Below are 17552 nucleotides of genomic sequence, written 5' to 3' on the forward strand. Positions count from 1 at the left end.
TGCTCCCACACAGCTCGCTCCCACAGTTTGATCTCTGTTCTTCAGGCGATCGGTTACAGGATCCGCACCCGCAACGAGCGGCCCTTGATCTTGCCATCGTTCAGGCGTTGCAGGGCCTGTTTGGCGATGCCGCGTTCCACTGCCACGTAGGCCTGGAAATCGAAGATCGCGATTTTGCCGACCTGGGTGCCGGGGATGCCGGCCTCGCCAGTCAAGGCGCCGAGGATGTCGCCGGGGCGGACTTTGTCCTTGCGCCCGGCGCCGATGCACAGGGTGCTCATGGCCGGCAACAGCGGGCCACCGCCTTGAGACTTGAGGTTGTCCAGTTGGTCCCAGCTCAGCGGCGACTTCTGCAGTTGCTCGATGGCCTGGGCGCGGTGGGCTTCGGACGGCGCCACCAGGCTGATGGCGATGCCTTTCTCCCCGGCGCGGCCAGTGCGGCCGACGCGGTGGATGTGGATTTCAGAGTCCCGGGCCAGTTCGACGTTGATCACCATGTCCAGGGCATCGATGTCCAGGCCGCGGGCCGCCACGTCGGTGGCCACCAGCACCGAGGTGCTGCGGTTGGCGAACATCGCCAGAACCTGGTCGCGGTCGCGCTGTTCCAGGTCACCGTGCAGGCCGACGGCCGAGATGCCCTTGGACGTCAGGTGATCGACGGTTTCCTGGACCTGCTGCTTGGTGAAGCAGAACGCCACGCAGGAGGCCGGGCGGAAATGCGCCAGGACCTTGACCACTGCGTCCATGCGTTCCTCGGGGGAGATCTCGTAGAAGCGCTGCTCGATCTGCGCGTCGGAGTGGAACGCCTCGGCCTTCACTTGCTGCGGGTTACGCATGAACTTGGACGACAGTTGCTTGATGCCCACCGGGTAGGTGGCGGAGAACAGCAGCGTCTGGCGGCGTTCCGGGGTCTGCTGGATGATGTCTTCGATGGCGTCGTAGAAACCCATGTCGAGCATGCGGTCGGCTTCGTCGAGGATCAGCGTGTTGAGGCCGTCCAGGACCAGCGAACCCTTGCGCAGGTGCTGCTGGATGCGTCCTGGCGTGCCGACGATGATGTGGGCGCCGTGTTCCAGGGAGGCGATCTGCGGGCCGAAGGACACACCGCCGCACAGGGTCAGGACCTTGATGTTGTCTTCGGCGCGGGCCAGGCGACGGATTTCCTTGGCGACCTGGTCGGCCAGCTCGCGGGTCGGGCACATCACCAGGGCCTGGCAGCCGAAGAAACGCGGGTTGATCGGGTTCAGCAGGCCGATGCCAAAGGCGGCGGTCTTGCCACTGCCGGTCTTGGCCTGGGCGATCAGGTCCATGCCCTTGAGGATCACCGGCAAGCTTTGCGCCTGGATCGGCGTCATCTGGGCATAACCGAGTGATTCGAGGTTAGCCAGCATGGCGGCGGACAGCGGCAAAGTATTAAAAGCGGTGGCAATGGTGGTCACGGGACTGGCCTGCAAAACAAAATGTCGCGCAGTGTAGCAGTCTCGTGCCACTTTCTTCGAAAGTTCTGGACGAGCTGTGAGGGCAGGGCCTGCCCTGGGGGGCTGGCAATTCCAGAAACTGTGGGAGCTCTGGAACTGTGGAACTGTGGAACTGTGGAACTGTGAAACTGTGAAACTGTGAAACTGTGGGAGCAAAGCTTGCTCGCGATGCAGGCGACGCATTTCCCCCAGGAAAACCGAGTCGCCTGTATCGCGGGCAAGCCTTGCTCCCACAAAATCTCCAAGCCACGAAGCGACTTAGTGTTCGATATGCTCATCCGGGCGTTTCACCCGTCGCCCGTCTTCGCGTGACAACTGGGAAAAAATCGTCGCCGCCAGCATCGCCATGATCCCCACCGTGACGAACGTCAGCTGGAACGCCCCCAGTACGGTCTCCACCCCATCGTTACCCACCTGGGCGGTAAAGCCGCCGAGCAGGGCGCCGGCGCAGGCCACGCCGAGGCTCAGGGACAGTTGCGCCACCACCGACAGCAGGCTGTTGCCGCTGCTGGCGCTGGCGTCGTCCAGGTCGATCAGGGTCACGGTGTTCATCGCGGTGAATTGCAGCGAGTTGATCGCCCCCAGCACCGCCAGTTGCGCCAGCAGCAGCCAGTACGGCGTCTGTTCACTGACCAGGCCCATGCTCGCCAGCATCAGGCCCAGGGCCAGGGTGTTGCCGGTCAGGACGATGCGATAGCCCAGGCGTTCGATCAGCGGCCGGGCCACGGACTTGGCGACCATGGCCGCCGCCGCCAGGGGCAGCATGCTCATCCCGGCCTGGGACGGTGAATAGCCCAGGGCGACTTGCAGCAGCAACGGCACCAGGAATGGCAGCGCACCGCTGCCCAGGCGCGCGAACAGGTTGCCAAGAATGCCCACGGCGAAGGTCCGGGTCTTGAACAGTGACGGCGGGAACAGCGCGTTCTCGACGTGCCCGGCCCGCAGCCAATAGGCCGCCAGGCAGGCCATGCCGCCGAACAGCAGCAACATCACGCGCAGGTGCGGCAGGTGCAGTTCACCCAGGCCTTCCATGGCGATGGTGATCAGCACCATCGCCGCGCCGAACAGCAGGAACCCCAACCCATCGAACCGCGTGCGCTCGCTACCCCGCAGGTCGGGGATGAACTTCCACACGGCATAACAGCCGAGCACGCCCACCGGCAGGTTGATGATGAAGATCCAGTGCCAGGTCAGGTACTCGACCATCCAGCCGCCCATGGTCGGCCCGATCAGTGGGCCGAGCAGGCCTGGGATGGTGATGAAGCCCATGATCCGCACCAGTTCCGAGCGCGGATACGCCCGCAGCACCACCAGCCTGCCCACCGGCAGCATCAGCGCTCCACCGAGGCCCTGGATGACCCGGGCGCCGATCAGCATGCTCAACGAACTGGACAGGGCGCACAGCAACGAGCCGAAGCTGAACAGCAGGATCGCCCCGAAGAAAATCTTCTTGGTGCCGAAGCGGTCGGCGATCCAGCCCGAGGCCGGGATCAGCAACGCAACGGTGAGCATGTAGGCAATGATCACGCCCTGCATGCGCAGCGGGTTTTCCGCCAGGTCGCTGGCCATGGCGGGCAGGGCCGTGTTGAGGATGGTCCCGTCCAGGGACTGCATGAAGAAGGCAATCGCCACCACCCACGGAAGCCAGCGGGCGGTGACGGCGTCGAGCGGTGCACGGTTGGGCATGGGACCTCTTGTTTGTGTTCGGGTGTCTGTTGGCTTCATCGCGGGCAAGCCTTGCTCCCACATGTACGGCGTACATCCTGTGGGAGCAAGGCTTGCCCGCGATGCTTTTTTACAGCGTCAAGGTCAACCGCTTGACCAGCGCCCCCGGCAGCAACATCGAGGCCGTGGCCCGCTGGCTGTAAGTGCTGGCCGAGAGCAGCAGTTCCCGCTCCCGGGTCAGGCCTTCGAGTTGCGAGCCGAGCAGGCTGTAGACGCTGTCGTCGAAGCGCATGGTGCTGACCGGCGCTACGATCTGGCCGTTCTCGACCCAGAACGTGGCGAAGCGGGTCATGCCGGTCAGGCGGGCGGCCGGTTGGTCCGAGTAGTTCAGGTACCAGAGGTTGCTGATGTATAGCCCGGTGCCAAGTTGTTCGAGGATGTATTTGTGCTCCAGTTGCCCGCCCTGCATGTCCAGCGCCGTGGGGTATTCGTAGCTGCTGGCACCGTTGGCGGTGAGGCCGTATTCGGCGGCGCTGCGGGAGTTGACCAACTGCGCATTGGCCGTGCCCTTGGCGATCAGCCCCAGGTCATCGCGGGGATAACCTTCGTCGGAAAACGCCGGGCTCAAGGAACCGCTGACCTGCTCGCTCAGCCACACGTTGGGGCTCAAGCTTGCTTCGTTGGCGTAGAACTTCTGCAACGGGCTCTGCTTGCTGGCAATCGCGCGGGCCGAGAACCCGCCCCAACTGAGCATGCCCATGATCTCTTCCAGGGCGGCCGGTGCCAGGTAGGCGCGGTATTCGCCGGGCGGCAACGTGCGCAGCGGCAGGCCGAGAAATGCCAGCTGCTCGCGGGCCTGCTCGAAGCGCCGGGCAAACCCTTCGCTACTCCACGCATGCCCGGCATAGCTGGCTTTTACCGCCTGGCCGTTTTCATGGAACAGGCTGAAATCGAAGTTGAAGCTGTTGGCCTGATGCCAGCCGAACGCTCCCGACGAACTGGCGAAACCGCGGCTGATGGGCCCGGCCGCATAGAACCCCACCAGGTCCAGGCCTTCGGCGGCGCGGCTGATTTCAGCCACGGCCTGCTCGGTGTCCGGCAGCGGATGGTCCTGCACGTTATGGCTTTGCCAGTGGTTGTGGTTGAGCAACAGGTACGGATCGCGGGGCAGCAGCGGCAAGGTTTCGCGCAGTTGTTGCAGGCCTTCGGACAGGCGTTGCAGGTCGGTCTCGGTGTCGCCGGACAAGGTGATCTGCAAGTCGGCGTGGCGTCCGTCGTCGATCAATTTGAAACTCACATTGGCCTGCTGCACCTGCCCGGCCTGACGCACCTTGGCGTGGTTGAAACGCACGAAGGCCGAGGACTCGGCGGCGTAACCCAAGGTGAACTGTTCCTGCTCATGCAGGGCATCGCGCAGCCAGTCGACCAATACCTTGAATGCCTCGGCCTGATTATTGACGGTGCTCATATCAGGCATCCCCTCCAAACACATCAACGTTGCTGAACACACAGGCCGGCGACGCATGGCCGACACGGATGACCTGGTTCGGTTCGCCCTTGCCACAGTTCGGCGTGCCCAGGACCCGGGAGGTACTGGCATCGCCCACGGCGCGCAGGCTCTTCCAGAATTGCGCGGAAATACCCCGGTAGTTGGGGTTCTTCACCACGCCCTTGAGCTCGCCGTTCTCGATCAACTGGCCCCACTCGCAGCCGAACTGGAATTTGTTGCGGGCGTCGTCGATGGACCAGGAGCGGTTGGTGCGCATCAGCACGCCGTGCTCGGTGCCTTGGATCAATTGTTCCAGGGACTGGTCGCCGGGTTCGATGTTCAGGTTCGCCATGCGGTCGATGGGCGGACGATTCCAGCCGCAGGCGCGGCTGTTGGCGACACCGTCCAGGCCAGCCCGGAATTGTGACAGCGCGCCGCCCAGTGGACGCAGCAACAGGCCTTCACGAATCAGGAACTGCTTGCTGGCGGCGCTGCCGTCGTCGTCATGGCTGTAGCTCGCCAGCTCCTCGGGAATGTTCGGGTCGAAGGTCACGTTCAGCAGGCTGGAGCCGTATTGCAGGTGGCCGAAATCACTGGCCTTGACGAAGCTGGTGCCGGCGTAATTGCGTTCGTCCCCGAGGATGCGGTCCAGTTCCAGCGGGTGACCGATGGATTCGTGGATCTGCAACATCATCTGGTCGGGCATCAGCAGCAGGTCGCGGGGGCCTTGCGGGGTGTTCGGTGCCAGCAGCAATTGCAGGGCCTGGTCGGCGATTTTCAGCCCGGCGCCGATCAGGCCGCTGCGGCTGATCACATCGAAGCCGCCTTGCTGGCCGAAGTTTTCCCGGCCCAGGGTACGGGTCTGGCTGTCGTTGCCGTCGAAGGCGGTGACTTCCAGGGCCGGGTAGATGAAGCGTTGGGCCTGGCGCAGTTCAGCGCCGGCACTGTTGAGGTAGATCTGCTCGACCTGGGTCAGGCCGATGCTGGCTTGCCAGTTCACCAGGCGCTCGTCCTGAGGCACTGCGGCTGACTCGTCACCGAGCAATTGATAGCAATCGCTCAGTGCCGGGAAGGCCTGGTCGAAATTCGGCGAGAAGTAATCGGCGCGGTCGCTGGACACCGCTTGCTCGCGCAGGTCCAGCAGGGCATGGGGCTTGAGGCCGCGGGCATGTTGCTCGGCGCGTTCCAGTGCCGCTTGCAGGCCGGCCTGGGACAGGTCGTTGGTAGCGGCATACGCCTCGACCCCGTTGACCCGCACGGTGAGCATCGCCCCTTCATCACGGCCCAGGCTGGGCGGTTCGGCGACATTCTTGCGCACCGACAGGTGCTGGCCGGACTCGCGCACGTAACGCAGGGAAAAGAATTCAGCGCCCGTGCGCAAGGCAGCAAAACGCTGCTTGAGCTGGGGGTGGAAGTCGAACATGGAACCTCCTTGTCTGGAGTGGCGGTGCAGCGAGGTGCGGCGCGTTGACGCGGCGGCTCTAGATTAGGCCTGGGCGGGGGAGGGATCAAGGCAGATAGGCATTTGGGGTGTCAGGGTGGACGCAATCGCGAGCAGGCTCGCTCCCACAGTGGATCTTGGGTGGTCACAAAATCTGTGTTCACCACCAATCCCCTGTGGGAGCGAGCCTGCTCGCGATGCGGCCCTGAGTCTTACTGGGCGGTAGGCCCGACTTCACGCATTGGCCTGCCACGCACCGGCGCATCGCCGGCCACGAAGTACGGTGCGGTGCTGCGTGGCAGAGGCTGGCGGCCGCGGATCTTGTCGGCGATTTTCTCGGCGATCATGATCGTCGGCGCGTTGAGGTTGCCGGTGGTGATGATCGGCATGATCGAGGCATCCACCACGCGCAACCCTTGCATGCCATGCACGCGGCCTTCGCCGTCCACCACCGCCATGTCGTCGGTGCCCATCTTGCACGAGCAGGACGGGTGGAACGCGGTTTCGGCATGCTCGCGGATGAACTGGTCCAACTGCTCGTCCGTCTGCACCTCGATGCCCGGGCTGATCTCGCGGCCACGGAACGGATCGAGCGCCGGCTGCTGCATGATCTCGCGGGTCAGGCGGATGCCATCGCGAAATTCCTGCCAGTCCTGCTCGGTCGCCATGTAGTTGAACAGGATGCTCGGGTACTGGCGTGGGTCCTTGGACTTGGCCCGGATCCGGCCGCGGCTTGGCGAGCGCATGGAACCCATGTGCGCCTGGAAACCGTGTTCCTTCACCCCGTTGCTGCCGTTGTAGTTAATCGCCACCGGCAGGAAGTGATACTGGATGTTCGGCCAATCGAATTCCGGACGGGTGCGGATGAAACCGCCAGCCTCGAACTGGTTGCTGGCGCCAATCCCGGTGCCGTTGAACAGCCACTCGGCACCGATGGCCGGCTGGTTGTACCAGAGCAGCGACGGATACAGCGAAACCGGTTGGGTACAGGCGTATTGCAGGTACAGCTCCAAGTGGTCCTGCAGGTTTTCACCGACGCCTGGCAGATCGTGAACCACCGGGATGTCGAGGCTTTCCAGCAGCTTCGCCGGGCCTACACCGGAACGCTGGAGGATCTGCGGCGAGGCGATGGCGCCGGAGCACAGCAGCACTTCCTTGCGCGCCCGGGCTTCGACGCGCTCTTCGGCGGCGCCTACCAGGTAACGCACGCCGACCGCGCGCTTGCCTTCGAAGATGATCTTGTCGGTCAGGGCGTGGGTGACGATGGTCAGGGTCGAGCGCTTCTTGGCGATGTCCAGGTAACCGCGTGCGGTGCTGGCGCGACGGCCATTGGGCGTCACGGTACGGTCCATCGGGCCGAAACCTTCCTGCTGGTAGCCATTGAGGTCTTCGGTACGCGGGTAACCGGCCTGTACGCCGGCTTCGACCATGGCGTGGAACAGCGGGTTGTTGCCGGCCTTGGGCGTGGTCACGCTGACCGGGCCGTCGCCACCGTGGTAATCGTTCGGGCCGATGTCGCGGGTTTCGGCTTTACGGAAATACGGCAGGCAATCGAGGTAGGTCCAGTCTTCCAGGCCCGGCAGCTTGGCCCAGTTGTCATAGTCCAGGGCGTTGCCGCGGATGTAGCACATGCCGTTGATCAGCGAAGAACCGCCCAGGCCCTTGCCGCGACCGCATTCCATGCGGCGGCCATTCATGTGTGGCTCCGGGTCGGTCTCGTAGGCCCAGTTGTAGCGCCGGCCTTGCAGCGGGAACGCCAGGGCGGCGGGCATTTGTGTGCGGAAGTCCAGGCGGTAGTCCGGCCCGCCGGCTTCGAGCAGCAGGACGGTGACGCCTTCGTCTTCGGTCAGGCGGGTAGCCAGGGTGTTACCGGCCGAACCGGCGCCGATGATGATGTAATCGAATGTTTGGGACATGAAATGCACCCTCTTCTGGAATTGGGTTCAGGGTTGGCGAGTGCTTTGCACTCGATCGCGAGCAAGCTCGCTCCCACAGGAGATCTCATCCCAATGTGGGAGCGAGCTTGCTCGCGATGGCGGCCTGGCCGGCGAAGCAATGCCAGATCAGAACACCGACGTGTAATCGCCCAACTCGACCTGTACCGATTTGATGCGTGTGAAGTTGTTCAGCGAGCTGATGCCGTTCTCCCGGCCCACGCCCGATTGCTTGTAGCCACCGACCGGCATTTCAGCGGCCGACTCACCCCAGGCGTTGATCCAGCAGATACCGGCTTCGAGCTGGTGGATCACACGGTGGGCGCGGTTCAGGTCGCGAGTGACGACGCCAGCGGCCAGGCCGAAGTCGGTGTCGTTGGCGCGGCGGATCACTTCTTCTTCGGTGTCATAGGTGAGGATGCTCATCACCGGGCCGAAGATTTCTTCACGCACAATGGTCATCTCGTCGGTGCAATCGGTGAACACGGTCGGGGCGACGAACGCGCCCTTGGCCAATTCGCCGTCGGTCAGGCGACTGCCGCCGCACAGCAGGCGAGCGCCTTCGGCTTTGCCTTTCTCGATGTAGCCCAGCACGCTTTCCATGTGGGCGAAGCTCACCAGTGGGCCGAAGTTGGTATTTTCGTCCTCAGGATTGCCGATGCGGATGCGTGCCACGCGCTCGGCGATCTTGGCTTCGAAGGCGGGCTTGAGGTGGCTCGGCACGAACACGCGGGTGCCGTTGGTGCAGACCTGACCGGAGCTGTAGAAGTTGGCCATCATCGCGGTGTCGGCGGCGCGATCCAGGTCGGCGTCGTCGAAGATGATCAGCGGCGACTTGCCGCCCAGTTCCATGGTCACGTCCTTGAGCGAAGAGCTCGAGGCGCTGGCCATGACTTTCTTGCCGGTGTCGGTGCCGCCGGTGAAGGAGATTTTTTCGATGCGCGGGTGCTCGGTCAGCCAGGTGCCGACTTCACGGCCGCTGCCGGTCAGGACGTTGAACACACCCGCTGGAACGCCGGCTTCGGTGTAGATTTCGGCCAGTTTCAGGGTGGTCAGCGAGGTGACTTCGCTCGGTTTGAAGATCATCGCGTTACCGGCTGCCAGGGCCGGGGCGGATTTCCACAGGGCGATCTGGATCGGGTAGTTCCACGCGCCGATACCGGCCACTACGCCCAGGGGCTCGCGACGGGTATAGACGAATGAAGTGGTGCGCAGCGGAACCTGCTCGCCTTCGATGGCAGGCACCAGGCCGGCGTAGTATTCCAGCACGTCGGCGCCAGTGACGATGTCGACGTAGCGGGTTTCGGAGTAGGCCTTGCCGGTGTCCAGGGTTTCCAGGGCGGCCAACTCATCGTTGCGCTCGCGCAGGATGTCGACGGCGCGACGCAGGATGCGCGAACGCTGCATGGCGGTCATGGCGGCCCAGACTTTCTGGCCCTTTTCGGCGCTGACCACGGCGCGCTCGACGTCCTCGAACGTCGCACGCTGCACTTGGGCAAGGACCTCACCGTTGGCAGGGTTGATGGCTTCGAAAGTGGCGTCGCCGCTGGCATCGCTGTACGCGCCATCGATGTAGAGTTTTTGCAGTTCGAAACGGGCCATAAAGTCCTCGCAAGTGCATAAGTGGTTGGCTGACCACCGGAGCGTGTCGTTTATAGCTGACTACGCGGTTCGGCGGCGGTTCAGGAGTCGAGCGGTTCTGTGTGCTCTGGTGCCCCTGCTTTGGCCAGTTGGAAATCCATGTATTCGTAAGCGATCTGGTGCGCCTGGGCGGTATCGAACGCGTCTCCCGACAGCGCTCCGCGCAGCCACAAGCCGTCAATCAGCGCGGCCAGGCCCCGTGCCGCGCTGCGCGCCTGATCGACGGGCAACACGCGGCGGAACTGGCTACACAGGTTGGAATACAGACGGTGATCGTTGATCCGCTGCAACCTGTGCAAAGACGGGTGGTGCATGCTGGTGGCCCAGAAGGCCAGCCAGGTTTTCATTGCCGGGCCATTGACCTGGCTGGCGTCGAAGTTGCCTTCGATGATCACCTTGAGGTGAGCCCGGGGGCTTGTGTCCTCCAGCGCCTGGCGGCGTGCGGTGACGTTCTCGCTCAGGACAGTCATCAGGTACTGGGCCGTGGCCGCGATCAGGCCATTCTTGTCCTGAAAGTAGTGACTGATGATGCCGTTGGAGACACCGGCCAAACGGGCGATCAGCGCAATGCTGGCGTCCCCCATGCCGACTTGATCGACCGCTTGTAACGTGGCTTCGATCAGTTGTTGGCGGCGGATGGGTTGCATACCGACCTTGGGCATCTAGCACATCTCCTTAGGCCATCCGGCGCACGAATGTCGTCTGCCGGAACGAAAGCCAGTCTATTTTGTTTTGATTGAACGTTCAATCAACAAAAAATAAGTTCATGACAAGTCGTCGCTATTTGCCGGGGCGAGGACTTTTGGGGATGTCTTTATAACACTCGTCGGTTGGCATGCAGGCCAAATGCGCTTGATCGCTGGAATGCTGTTGTGGCGAGGAGATTTGCATTCCAGGTCAAGCTAGTCAGCAGTTCAGAACCACCCAAACAAAAACGCCGCGTTCATCTCGCGGCGTTTTTGCTGGCGTTGGCTCAGCCCAGGTTCTTGCCCAGCAGCGCGTGGTACAGCTCGCTGTCGCCCAGGATCCCGACGACTTGCTGGTTATCGTGGAGCACCAGTTTGTTGCCGGTCTGGTAGCGAATCTGCAACGCGTCGCGCATGCCGATGTTGGAGTCCACCAGGGTCGGACGCCGACCCAGCTCTTCGACGGCTTGGCCCGGTACCCAGTTTTGCAGGTCCAGTGCCGCGCCGTTCTGCCGGGCGCCCTTGATGGTGTTGCCTTCGGCGAGGTCGAGCCAGGAGTCGCCGCCCGGGTCCAGGCACACCGAACCGTTGATGCGCTTGCAGTTGTCCAGGGTGCGCATCAGGCTGCGACCGCACAGGACGTTGAGCGGGTTGGTGTGGGCGACGAAAGTGCGCACGTAGTCGTCCGCCGGGTTCAGCACGATTTCTTCCGGCTTGCTGTACTGGATGATCCGGCCGTCTTTCATGATCGCGATACGGCTGCCCAGCTTCAGGGCTTCGTCGAGGTCGTGGCTGACGAATACGATGGTCTTGCTCAGCTTGCGTTGCAGCTCCAGCAGTTCGTCCTGCAGACCCTGGCGGATCAGCGGGTCGAGGGCCGAGAAGGGTTCGTCCATCAGCAGGATGTCGGCGTCCATCGCCAGGGCGCGGGCCAGGCCGACCCGTTGCTGCATGCCGCCGGACAATTCATCGGGCTTCTTGTTGCGCCATTGGGTCAGGCCCACCAGCTCCAGCTTCTCATCCACCAGCTTGCGCCGTTCTTTCTCGGGACGGCCCTGCATTTCCAGACCGAAGCTGATGTTCTCGCGCACCGTCAGCCAAGGCATCAGGGCGAACTTCTGGAACACCATGGCGATGCGCTTGGTGCGCATCATCTTCAGTTCGGCGGGGGTACAGGAGGCGATGTCGATCTGCCGGCCTTCGTGTTCGACGAACAGCTTGCCGCGGCTGACGGTGTTCAAGCCGTTGATGCAGCGCAGCAGGCTGGATTTGCCGGAGCCGGACAGGCCCATCAAGACACAGATTTCGCCTTTCTCGATGTCCAGGCTGGCTTTTTCCACGCCGACGATTTGCCCGGTTTTCTTCAGGATTTCGTTGCGGGTCATGCCCTGGTCGAGCAGCTTGAGGGCTTCGCGTGGATCCCTGGAGAAGATCACGTCAACGTCTTCAAAACGGATTATGCTCATGCGTCACCCCCTACTTTGGCGTCGGGTTGTTTGCAGATTCGGTCGAGCATGATCGCCAGCAGCACGATCGCCAGGCCGGCTTCGAAGCCCAGGGCGATATCGGCCGTGTTCAGTGCGTTGACCACGGGTTTGCCCAGGCCATCGGCGCCCACCAGTGCGGCGATCACCACCATCGACAACGACAGCATGATGCACTGGGTGATACCAGCCGCGATGCTCGGCATCGCATGGGGCAGTTCGATACGCGACAGGAGCTGGCGACGGGAGCAGCCGAAGGCTTTGCCAGCGTCCATCAGTTCGTCCGGTACGTCGCGGATGCCCAGGTAGGTCAGGCGGATGGGCGCGGCAATCGCGAACACCACCGTGGAGATCAGGCCTGGGACCACACCCAGCCCGAAGAGGGTCAGGGTAGGAATGAGGTAAACGAAGGTCGGTACGGTCTGCATCAGATCGAGCACCGGACGCATCAGGGTGTAGAACATCGGCTTGTGCGCGGCAACAATGCCCAGCGGCACGCCGATCAGTACGCAAACCAGGGTCGCGAACAGCACCTGGGCGAGGGTTTCCATGGTCTCTTGCCAGTAACCCAGGTTGAGGATCAGCAGAAAGGACGCAATGACGAATACGGTCAGGCCCCATTTGCGCTGGATGAAGTGCGCCAATAGCGCAATGAGGCCGATCAGGGCCAGGGGATTGAACCAGGTCAGCGCAAACGTCACGCCGTGAATCATCGTTTCCAGGAACAGTGCGATTGCGTCGAAGGTGCTGGCGCCGTGTTGCGTCAACCATTCGACGAAGCCGGCAATGTACTGGCCTAAGGGTATTTTCTGATCAATGAGCATGGTAGTGAACGTCCGCATGCAAGGGAATAAACAGCCCGGGCGAGCGAACCCGCCCGGCATAACATAAGCAGTTACTGCGCAAGCTTGGCTTTCACGGCGTCCAGGCCAGGTTTACCGTCAATGGTGGTCACGCCAGCCAACCAGGTATCGAGTACCTGTGGGTTTTTCTTCAGCCAGGCCTTGGCGGCAGCCTCCGGCTTCATCTTGTCGTCGAGCACGTTGCCCATCAGCGTGCTTTCCATGTCGACGGTGAACTCCAGGTTTTTCAACAGCTGGCCAACGTTGCTGCATTCCTGGCTGTAGCCCTTGCGGGTGTTGGTCGCCACGGTTGCGGCACCGAAGTCGGGGCCGAAGAAGTCGTCGCCGCCGGTCAGGTACTGGATCTTGAAGCGGGTGTTCATCGGGTGTGGCGCCCAGCCGAGGAACACCACGTCGGTGCCACGCTTGGCGGCGCGGTCGACCTGCGAAAGCATGCCGGCTTCACTCGACTCGACGACTTTGAAGCCCGCGTCCTTCAGGCCGAAGGCGTTCTTTTCGATCATGCTCTGGATCAGGCGGTTGCCGTCGTTGCCGGGCTCGATCCCGTAGATCTTGCCGTCCAGCTCTTTCTTGAATTTGGGGATGTCGGCGAAGTCGTGCAGGCCTTTGTCATACAAAGCCTGAGGCACGGCCAGGGTGTACTTGGCGCCCTTGAGGTTGGTGCGCACGGTTTCCACGGTGCCGGCTTCGCGGTAGGCCTTGATGTCGTTTTCCATTGTCGGCATCCAGTTGCCGAGGAATACGTCCATGTTCTTGCCGTCGGCCAGGGACTTGTAGGTCACCGGCACGGAAATCATGGTGGTCTTGGTCTTGTAGCCGAGGGCGTCCAGCACCACGCTGGTGGTGGCGGTGGTCACGGTGATGTCGGTCCAGCCGACGTCGGAGAAGTTGACGGTGCTGCACTGTTGGGGTTCAGCAGCGTTGGCCAGCATCGGAAGACTCAGCATGGCGGCCAACAACAACGATGTGGAACCTTTCATGGGTGGACTCCTGGTGTTTTATCGGCGGTGTCCGGTCAGGACAACCGCGCTTATTGGATGTTGCGGTTGGTGGCGCGTGGGCACTCTCTGACACGCGGCCTTGCAAACGAGCCGTAACCGATCATGTACCAGTGCAAATCTGACGCCTACAGGGTGGGTCGTATCCAGTACAGGGAGGGTCGCATCCAGTGTCGGTGACGTCGTTTACAGATTTTTTCCGCCCCTGGCGGGCCCCTGATACGCAGAAAAACGGCGCAAAACCGGGGCCAGGACGGGGCGGCGTTGCTGGGCATGATTGCGTCGGTGTCAGACGTCGGACCCCAAGGCAAAAACCGGATGATGCGGCCATCCCGGCGTTGAGCGTAGCAGCTCCGTCACCGGACGCTCCTGCGCCCGGATGTGCCTGTTCTGGAGGTTTTCGGCAATGGCAATCAGCGTGTTCGACCTGTTCAAAATCGGTATCGGCCCGTCCAGCTCACACACCGTGGGCCCGATGCGGGCCGCCGCCTTGTTCGTGCAAGGTTTGCGTGAACGAGGACTTTTGGAACTAGTAGCGCGGGTGGAAGTTCAGCTCTACGGTTCGCTTTCAGCCACAGGCATCGGCCATGGCAGCGATAACGCGGTGATCATGGGCTTGATGGGCGAGTGGCCGGACGCGATCGATCCGTCGCAGATTGGTGTACGCATCGAGCGACTGCGCGACACCCAGACCCTGCTGCTGGACGGTCGCCTGTCGGTGCCGTTCATCTGGTCCCGGGACATGCGCCTGATCGACGAAAACCTGCCATTCCATCCCAACGCCATGACGCTGGTGGCCGAGGCCGCCGACGGCGAGCTGCACCGCGACACCTATTACTCGGTCGGCGGTGGTTTCGTCGTCGATCAGGCCCAGGCCGCCAGCGGTGTGGTGGACCTGGATCGCACCGAACTGCCTTACGATTTTTCCAGCGCCGAAGAGTTGCTTCAGTTGTGCCGCAGCCACAACCTGCGGGTGGCCGAGTTGATGATGGCCAACGAAAAGGTCTGGCGTTCGGAAGACGAGATCCGCAGCGGCCTGATGAAGCTCTGGCGGGCCATGCAGGATTGCGTCGAGCAGGGTCTCAAGCACGAAGGCATCCTGCCGGGCGGCTTGAATGTTCGTCGACGGGCGGCCAAGTTGCATCGCAGCCTGCAAGAACTGAACAAACCCAATGTCATCGGCTCGACCCTCAGCGCCATGGAGTGGGTCAACCTGTTCGCCTTGGCGGTCAACGAAGAGAACGCCGCCGGCGGACGCATGGTCACGGCGCCGACCAATGGCGCGGCGGGGATCATTCCGGCGGTGCTGCATTACTTCATGAAATTCAGCGAGGCGGTCACCGACGCCAACGTCGTGGATTATTTCCTCGGTGCGGCGGCGGTCGGGATCCTGTGCAAGAAGAACGCATCTATTTCTGGCGCCGAAGTCGGTTGCCAGGGCGAAGTGGGATCGGCCTGCGCCATGGCGGCGGCGGGCCTGGCGGAAATTCTCGGGGCCACGCCGGAGCAACTGTGCAACGCGGCGGAAATCGGCCTGGAACACAACCTCGGCCTGACGTGCGACCCAGTGGGCGGCCTGGTGCAGGTGCCGTGCATCGAGCGCAATGCGATCGCCGCGGTCAAGGCCATCAACGCCGCCCAAATGGCCCTGCGCGGGGATGGCCAGCATTTCATCTCCCTGGACCGGGTTATTCGCACCATGCGTGATACCGGTGCCGACATGCATGACAAATACAAAGAGACCTCGCGCGGCGGCTTGGCGGTCAGTGCGGTGGAGTGCTGAATCGCGTTCTCGCATCCTCTGTAGCAAGGGGATTCTCTGTGGGAGCAAGCTTTGCTCCCACAGATGATTCCCTTTATTCACAAGAGCGAAAACCGCTCACAAAATGAACACCAATCTGCAAACGCGCCACCTTTTAGCGCGTCGCAAACAGACAAGCCCCCTGTTGTCGAGCCAACCACTGAATCGCGCTCGACCGTCCGTCATCCGCACCTGTGGTGATACTCGTTGCGCAAGCGGCGCAGCCCAGTACCCACAAGTGCTACCGAACTGCTCACGGTCCGCTGTGGCAGGTGCCTGCCGCCATTGATGGCGCTCATAACCCGTACTCGATGTACGCCTTATATAGACAGGTCGTGATGTCGTTTTCAGGATTTATTGAACGCGTATTCAATTTTAGGCATGGCAATTGCTCTATTGCTGTAAAGCCCAGCTCCTTTGTGAGAACGAGGGCAATAACCAATAAAAAGAGCCTCCGCCTGAGGCCATCACCCGCTTTGTGTGAGGAGATACCGCGATGACGACGTCCAACTCCGGGGCCCAACCCCAGAACCGTGCGCCTCAATCCATCGGCTTTTTGCTGCTGGACAATTTCACGCTGATTTCCCTGGCGTCCGCGGTAGAACCGCTGCGCATGGCCAACCAACTGTCCGGTCGCGAGCTATATCGGTGGACCACCCTTACGGTCGATGGCGGCCAGGTCTGGGCCAGCGACGGCTTGCAGATCACCCCCGACGCCTCGATGCACAAGGCGCCGGCCCTGGATACTGTCATCGTCTGTGGCGGCATCGGCATCCAGCGCACCGTGACCCGCGAACACGTGTCGTGGCTGCAGAGCCAGGCCCGCCAATCCCGTCGCCTCGGCGCGGTTTGTACCGGCAGTTGGGCCCTGGCCTGCGCCGGCCTGCTGGACGGCTTCGATTGCAGCGTGCACTGGGAATGCCTGGCGGCAATGCAGGAAGCTTTCCCACGGGTGTCGATGAGCACCCGTTTGTTCACCCTTGATCGCAACCGCTTCACCAGCTCCGGTGGCACCGCGCCGCTGGACATGATGCTGCACCTGATCAGCCGCGATCACGGTCGTGAACTGTCGGCAGCGATCTCGGAAATGTTTGTCTACGAGCGTATCCGCAACGAACAGGATCACCAGCGTGTGCCGCTCAAGCACATGCTCGGCACCAACCAGCCGAAGTTGCAGGAAATCGTCGCGCTGATGGAGGCCAACCTCGAAGAGCCGATCGACCTGGACGAGCTGGCGGTGTACGTCGCCGTGTCCCGGCGTCAGCTGGAGCGGTTATTCCAGAAATACCTGCACTGCTCGCCATCGCGCTATTACCTCAAGCTGCGGCTGATCCGTGCACGGCAACTGCTCAAGCAGACGCCGATGTCGATCATCGAAGTGGCCTCGGTGTGCGGCTTCGTCTCCACTCCGCACTTCTCCAAGTGCTACCGCGAATACTTCGGCATTCCGCCACGGGACGAGCGCGTCGGTTCCAACACCACGCAACAGGTGGCGATGATGCCGCTGCCGCAGGCGCTGGTGCTGTCGCCATTGTCCGGCCCGCTGTCGGCGCTGAGCCAGGCGCGCAATGAATCGACGTTTGCCAGTGTGAGGCTCTAAGACCGCAGCGCCTTTATCGCGAGCAAGCCCGCTCCCACAGGTTTCGTGAACGACACAGATCCTGCGGGAGCCATTGGTTTGTCAGGCGCTATGGTTCTGCTGGTATTGCATCAACGCAGGCAACAGCTGCTTATCAATCGCCTGGCGCACGGCCGGCAGGATGGTGGCGCTGCTGGTGTACATCTCCTTGACCATCCGCCGCAAGTCATTGGCACGGACAGTGTCCAGCCCCCGCACGGCGCACTCGCATGCCTGCTCGGCGGTGGAGCCACTGGGTATTTGCAGACCCAGGGCCTTGAGATGGCCCAGCAGGTCTTCCTGGTCGATCAAATCGGCGTACATCATGACGCTTTTCCTTGTTCAGGGATTGGGGTCGTGTCTCGATTCTGGTAGCGACCCGAAGCGGCGGCAAGGGCAAATGGTCGCAATGTCATGAATGACTATGGAGGCGTCGTTTTCGGCTAACTTGCAC

At 62.3% G+C, this 17552-nt stretch carries 13 protein-coding genes; 2 read left to right on the top strand and 11 right to left on the bottom strand.

The window, feature by feature from the left end; all coding sequences use genetic code 11:
• Positions 1–53 precede the first annotated feature (53 nt).
• From dbpA to AB4O22_RS29115, 10 genes are all read right to left on the bottom strand, one after another.
• Positions 54–1391 carry an ATP-dependent RNA helicase DbpA gene (gene dbpA / locus AB4O22_RS29070; protein WP_230494465.1) on the bottom strand — a complete coding sequence of 446 codons (1338 nt, stop codon included), beginning with the start codon at positions 1389–1391 and terminating at the stop codon, positions 54–56.
• Positions 1392–1736: 345 nt separating this feature from the next.
• Positions 1737–3203 carry a multidrug transporter subunit MdtD gene (gene mdtD / locus AB4O22_RS29075; protein WP_155499109.1) on the bottom strand — a complete coding sequence of 489 codons (1467 nt, stop codon included), beginning with the start codon at positions 3201–3203 and terminating at the stop codon, positions 1737–1739.
• A gap of 70 nt (positions 3204–3273) precedes the next feature.
• The gene (locus AB4O22_RS29080) at positions 3274–4611 is read right to left on the bottom strand and encodes a TldD/PmbA family protein (RefSeq protein WP_223472169.1); all 1338 of its coding nucleotides are present in this window, start codon (positions 4609–4611) and stop codon (positions 3274–3276) included.
• Position 4612: 1 nt separating this feature from the next.
• Positions 4613–6055, bottom strand: coding sequence for a TldD/PmbA family protein (locus AB4O22_RS29085; RefSeq protein ID WP_223472170.1), 1443 nt, complete (start codon positions 6053–6055; stop codon positions 4613–4615).
• 230 nt (positions 6056–6285) lie between these two features.
• Positions 6286–7989 carry a choline dehydrogenase gene (betA, locus tag AB4O22_RS29090; RefSeq protein ID WP_223472171.1) on the bottom strand — a complete coding sequence of 568 codons (1704 nt, stop codon included), beginning with the start codon at positions 7987–7989 and terminating at the stop codon, positions 6286–6288.
• Between the two features lie 147 nt (positions 7990–8136).
• Positions 8137–9609, bottom strand: a complete 1473-nt coding sequence (gene betB / locus AB4O22_RS29095; RefSeq protein ID WP_223472172.1) for a betaine-aldehyde dehydrogenase — start codon at positions 9607–9609, stop codon at positions 8137–8139.
• 80 nt (positions 9610–9689) lie between these two features.
• A complete protein-coding gene (betI, locus tag AB4O22_RS29100; RefSeq protein WP_003206359.1) occupies positions 9690–10310 on the bottom strand; it encodes a transcriptional regulator BetI in 621 nt (206 codons plus the stop codon).
• Positions 10311–10621: 311 nt separating this feature from the next.
• Positions 10622–11800, bottom strand: a complete 1179-nt coding sequence (choV, locus tag AB4O22_RS29105; protein WP_003206357.1) for a choline ABC transporter ATP-binding protein — start codon at positions 11798–11800, stop codon at positions 10622–10624.
• Positions 11797–12642, bottom strand: a complete 846-nt coding sequence (gene choW, locus AB4O22_RS29110; protein WP_003206355.1) for a choline ABC transporter permease subunit — start codon at positions 12640–12642, stop codon at positions 11797–11799. Before choW ends, choV begins: the two co-directional genes overlap by 4 nt.
• Before the next feature lie 71 nt (positions 12643–12713).
• A complete protein-coding gene (locus AB4O22_RS29115; protein ID WP_003206353.1) occupies positions 12714–13661 on the bottom strand; it encodes a choline ABC transporter substrate-binding protein in 948 nt (315 codons plus the stop codon).
• A gap of 424 nt (positions 13662–14085) precedes the next feature.
• Between AB4O22_RS29115 and AB4O22_RS29120 the strand changes: the two genes are divergently transcribed.
• Together AB4O22_RS29120 and gbdR are read left to right on the top strand one after the other, a co-directional pair.
• Positions 14086–15462, top strand: coding sequence for an L-serine ammonia-lyase (locus tag AB4O22_RS29120; RefSeq protein WP_223472173.1), 1377 nt, complete (start codon positions 14086–14088; stop codon positions 15460–15462).
• Positions 15463–15976: 514 nt separating this feature from the next.
• Positions 15977–17080, top strand: a complete 1104-nt coding sequence (gene gbdR, locus AB4O22_RS29125) for a choline metabolism transcriptional regulator GbdR (protein ID WP_003177576.1) — start codon at positions 15977–15979, stop codon at positions 17078–17080.
• Between the two features lie 81 nt (positions 17081–17161).
• Here gbdR and AB4O22_RS29130 read toward each other — a convergent pair whose 3' ends face one another.
• Positions 17162–17425, bottom strand: coding sequence for a hypothetical protein (locus AB4O22_RS29130; RefSeq protein WP_018612353.1), 264 nt, complete (start codon positions 17423–17425; stop codon positions 17162–17164).
• Positions 17426–17552 lie beyond the last annotated feature (127 nt).

The sequence above is a fragment of the Pseudomonas sp. S3_B11 genome (genome assembly GCF_054667715.1).

Coding starts and splice junctions, on each gene's coding strand:
- betA (WP_223472171.1), bottom strand. CDS start 7,989: ATGTCCCAAACATTCGATTACATCATCATCGGCGCCGGTTCGGCCGGT.
- AB4O22_RS29115 (WP_003206353.1), bottom strand. CDS start 13,661: ATGAAAGGTTCCACATCGTTGTTGTTGGCCGCCATGCTGAGTCTTCCG.
- dbpA (WP_230494465.1), bottom strand. CDS start 1,391: ATGCTGGCTAACCTCGAATCACTCGGTTATGCCCAGATGACGCCGATC.
- AB4O22_RS29130 (WP_018612353.1), bottom strand. CDS start 17,425: ATGATGTACGCCGATTTGATCGACCAGGAAGACCTGCTGGGCCATCTC.
- mdtD (WP_155499109.1), bottom strand. CDS start 3,203: ATGAAGCCAACAGACACCCGAACACAAACAAGAGGTCCCATGCCCAAC.
- betB (WP_223472172.1), bottom strand. CDS start 9,609: ATGGCCCGTTTCGAACTGCAAAAACTCTACATCGATGGCGCGTACAGC.
- AB4O22_RS29085 (WP_223472170.1), bottom strand. CDS start 6,055: ATGTTCGACTTCCACCCCCAGCTCAAGCAGCGTTTTGCTGCCTTGCGC.
- choV (WP_003206357.1), bottom strand. CDS start 11,800: ATGAGCATAATCCGTTTTGAAGACGTTGACGTGATCTTCTCCAGGGAT.
- gbdR (WP_003177576.1), top strand. CDS start 15,977: ATGACGACGTCCAACTCCGGGGCCCAACCCCAGAACCGTGCGCCTCAA.
- AB4O22_RS29120 (WP_223472173.1), top strand. CDS start 14,086: ATGGCAATCAGCGTGTTCGACCTGTTCAAAATCGGTATCGGCCCGTCC.
- betI (WP_003206359.1), bottom strand. CDS start 10,310: ATGCCCAAGGTCGGTATGCAACCCATCCGCCGCCAACAACTGATCGAA.
- choW (WP_003206355.1), bottom strand. CDS start 12,642: ATGCTCATTGATCAGAAAATACCCTTAGGCCAGTACATTGCCGGCTTC.
- AB4O22_RS29080 (WP_223472169.1), bottom strand. CDS start 4,611: ATGAGCACCGTCAATAATCAGGCCGAGGCATTCAAGGTATTGGTCGAC.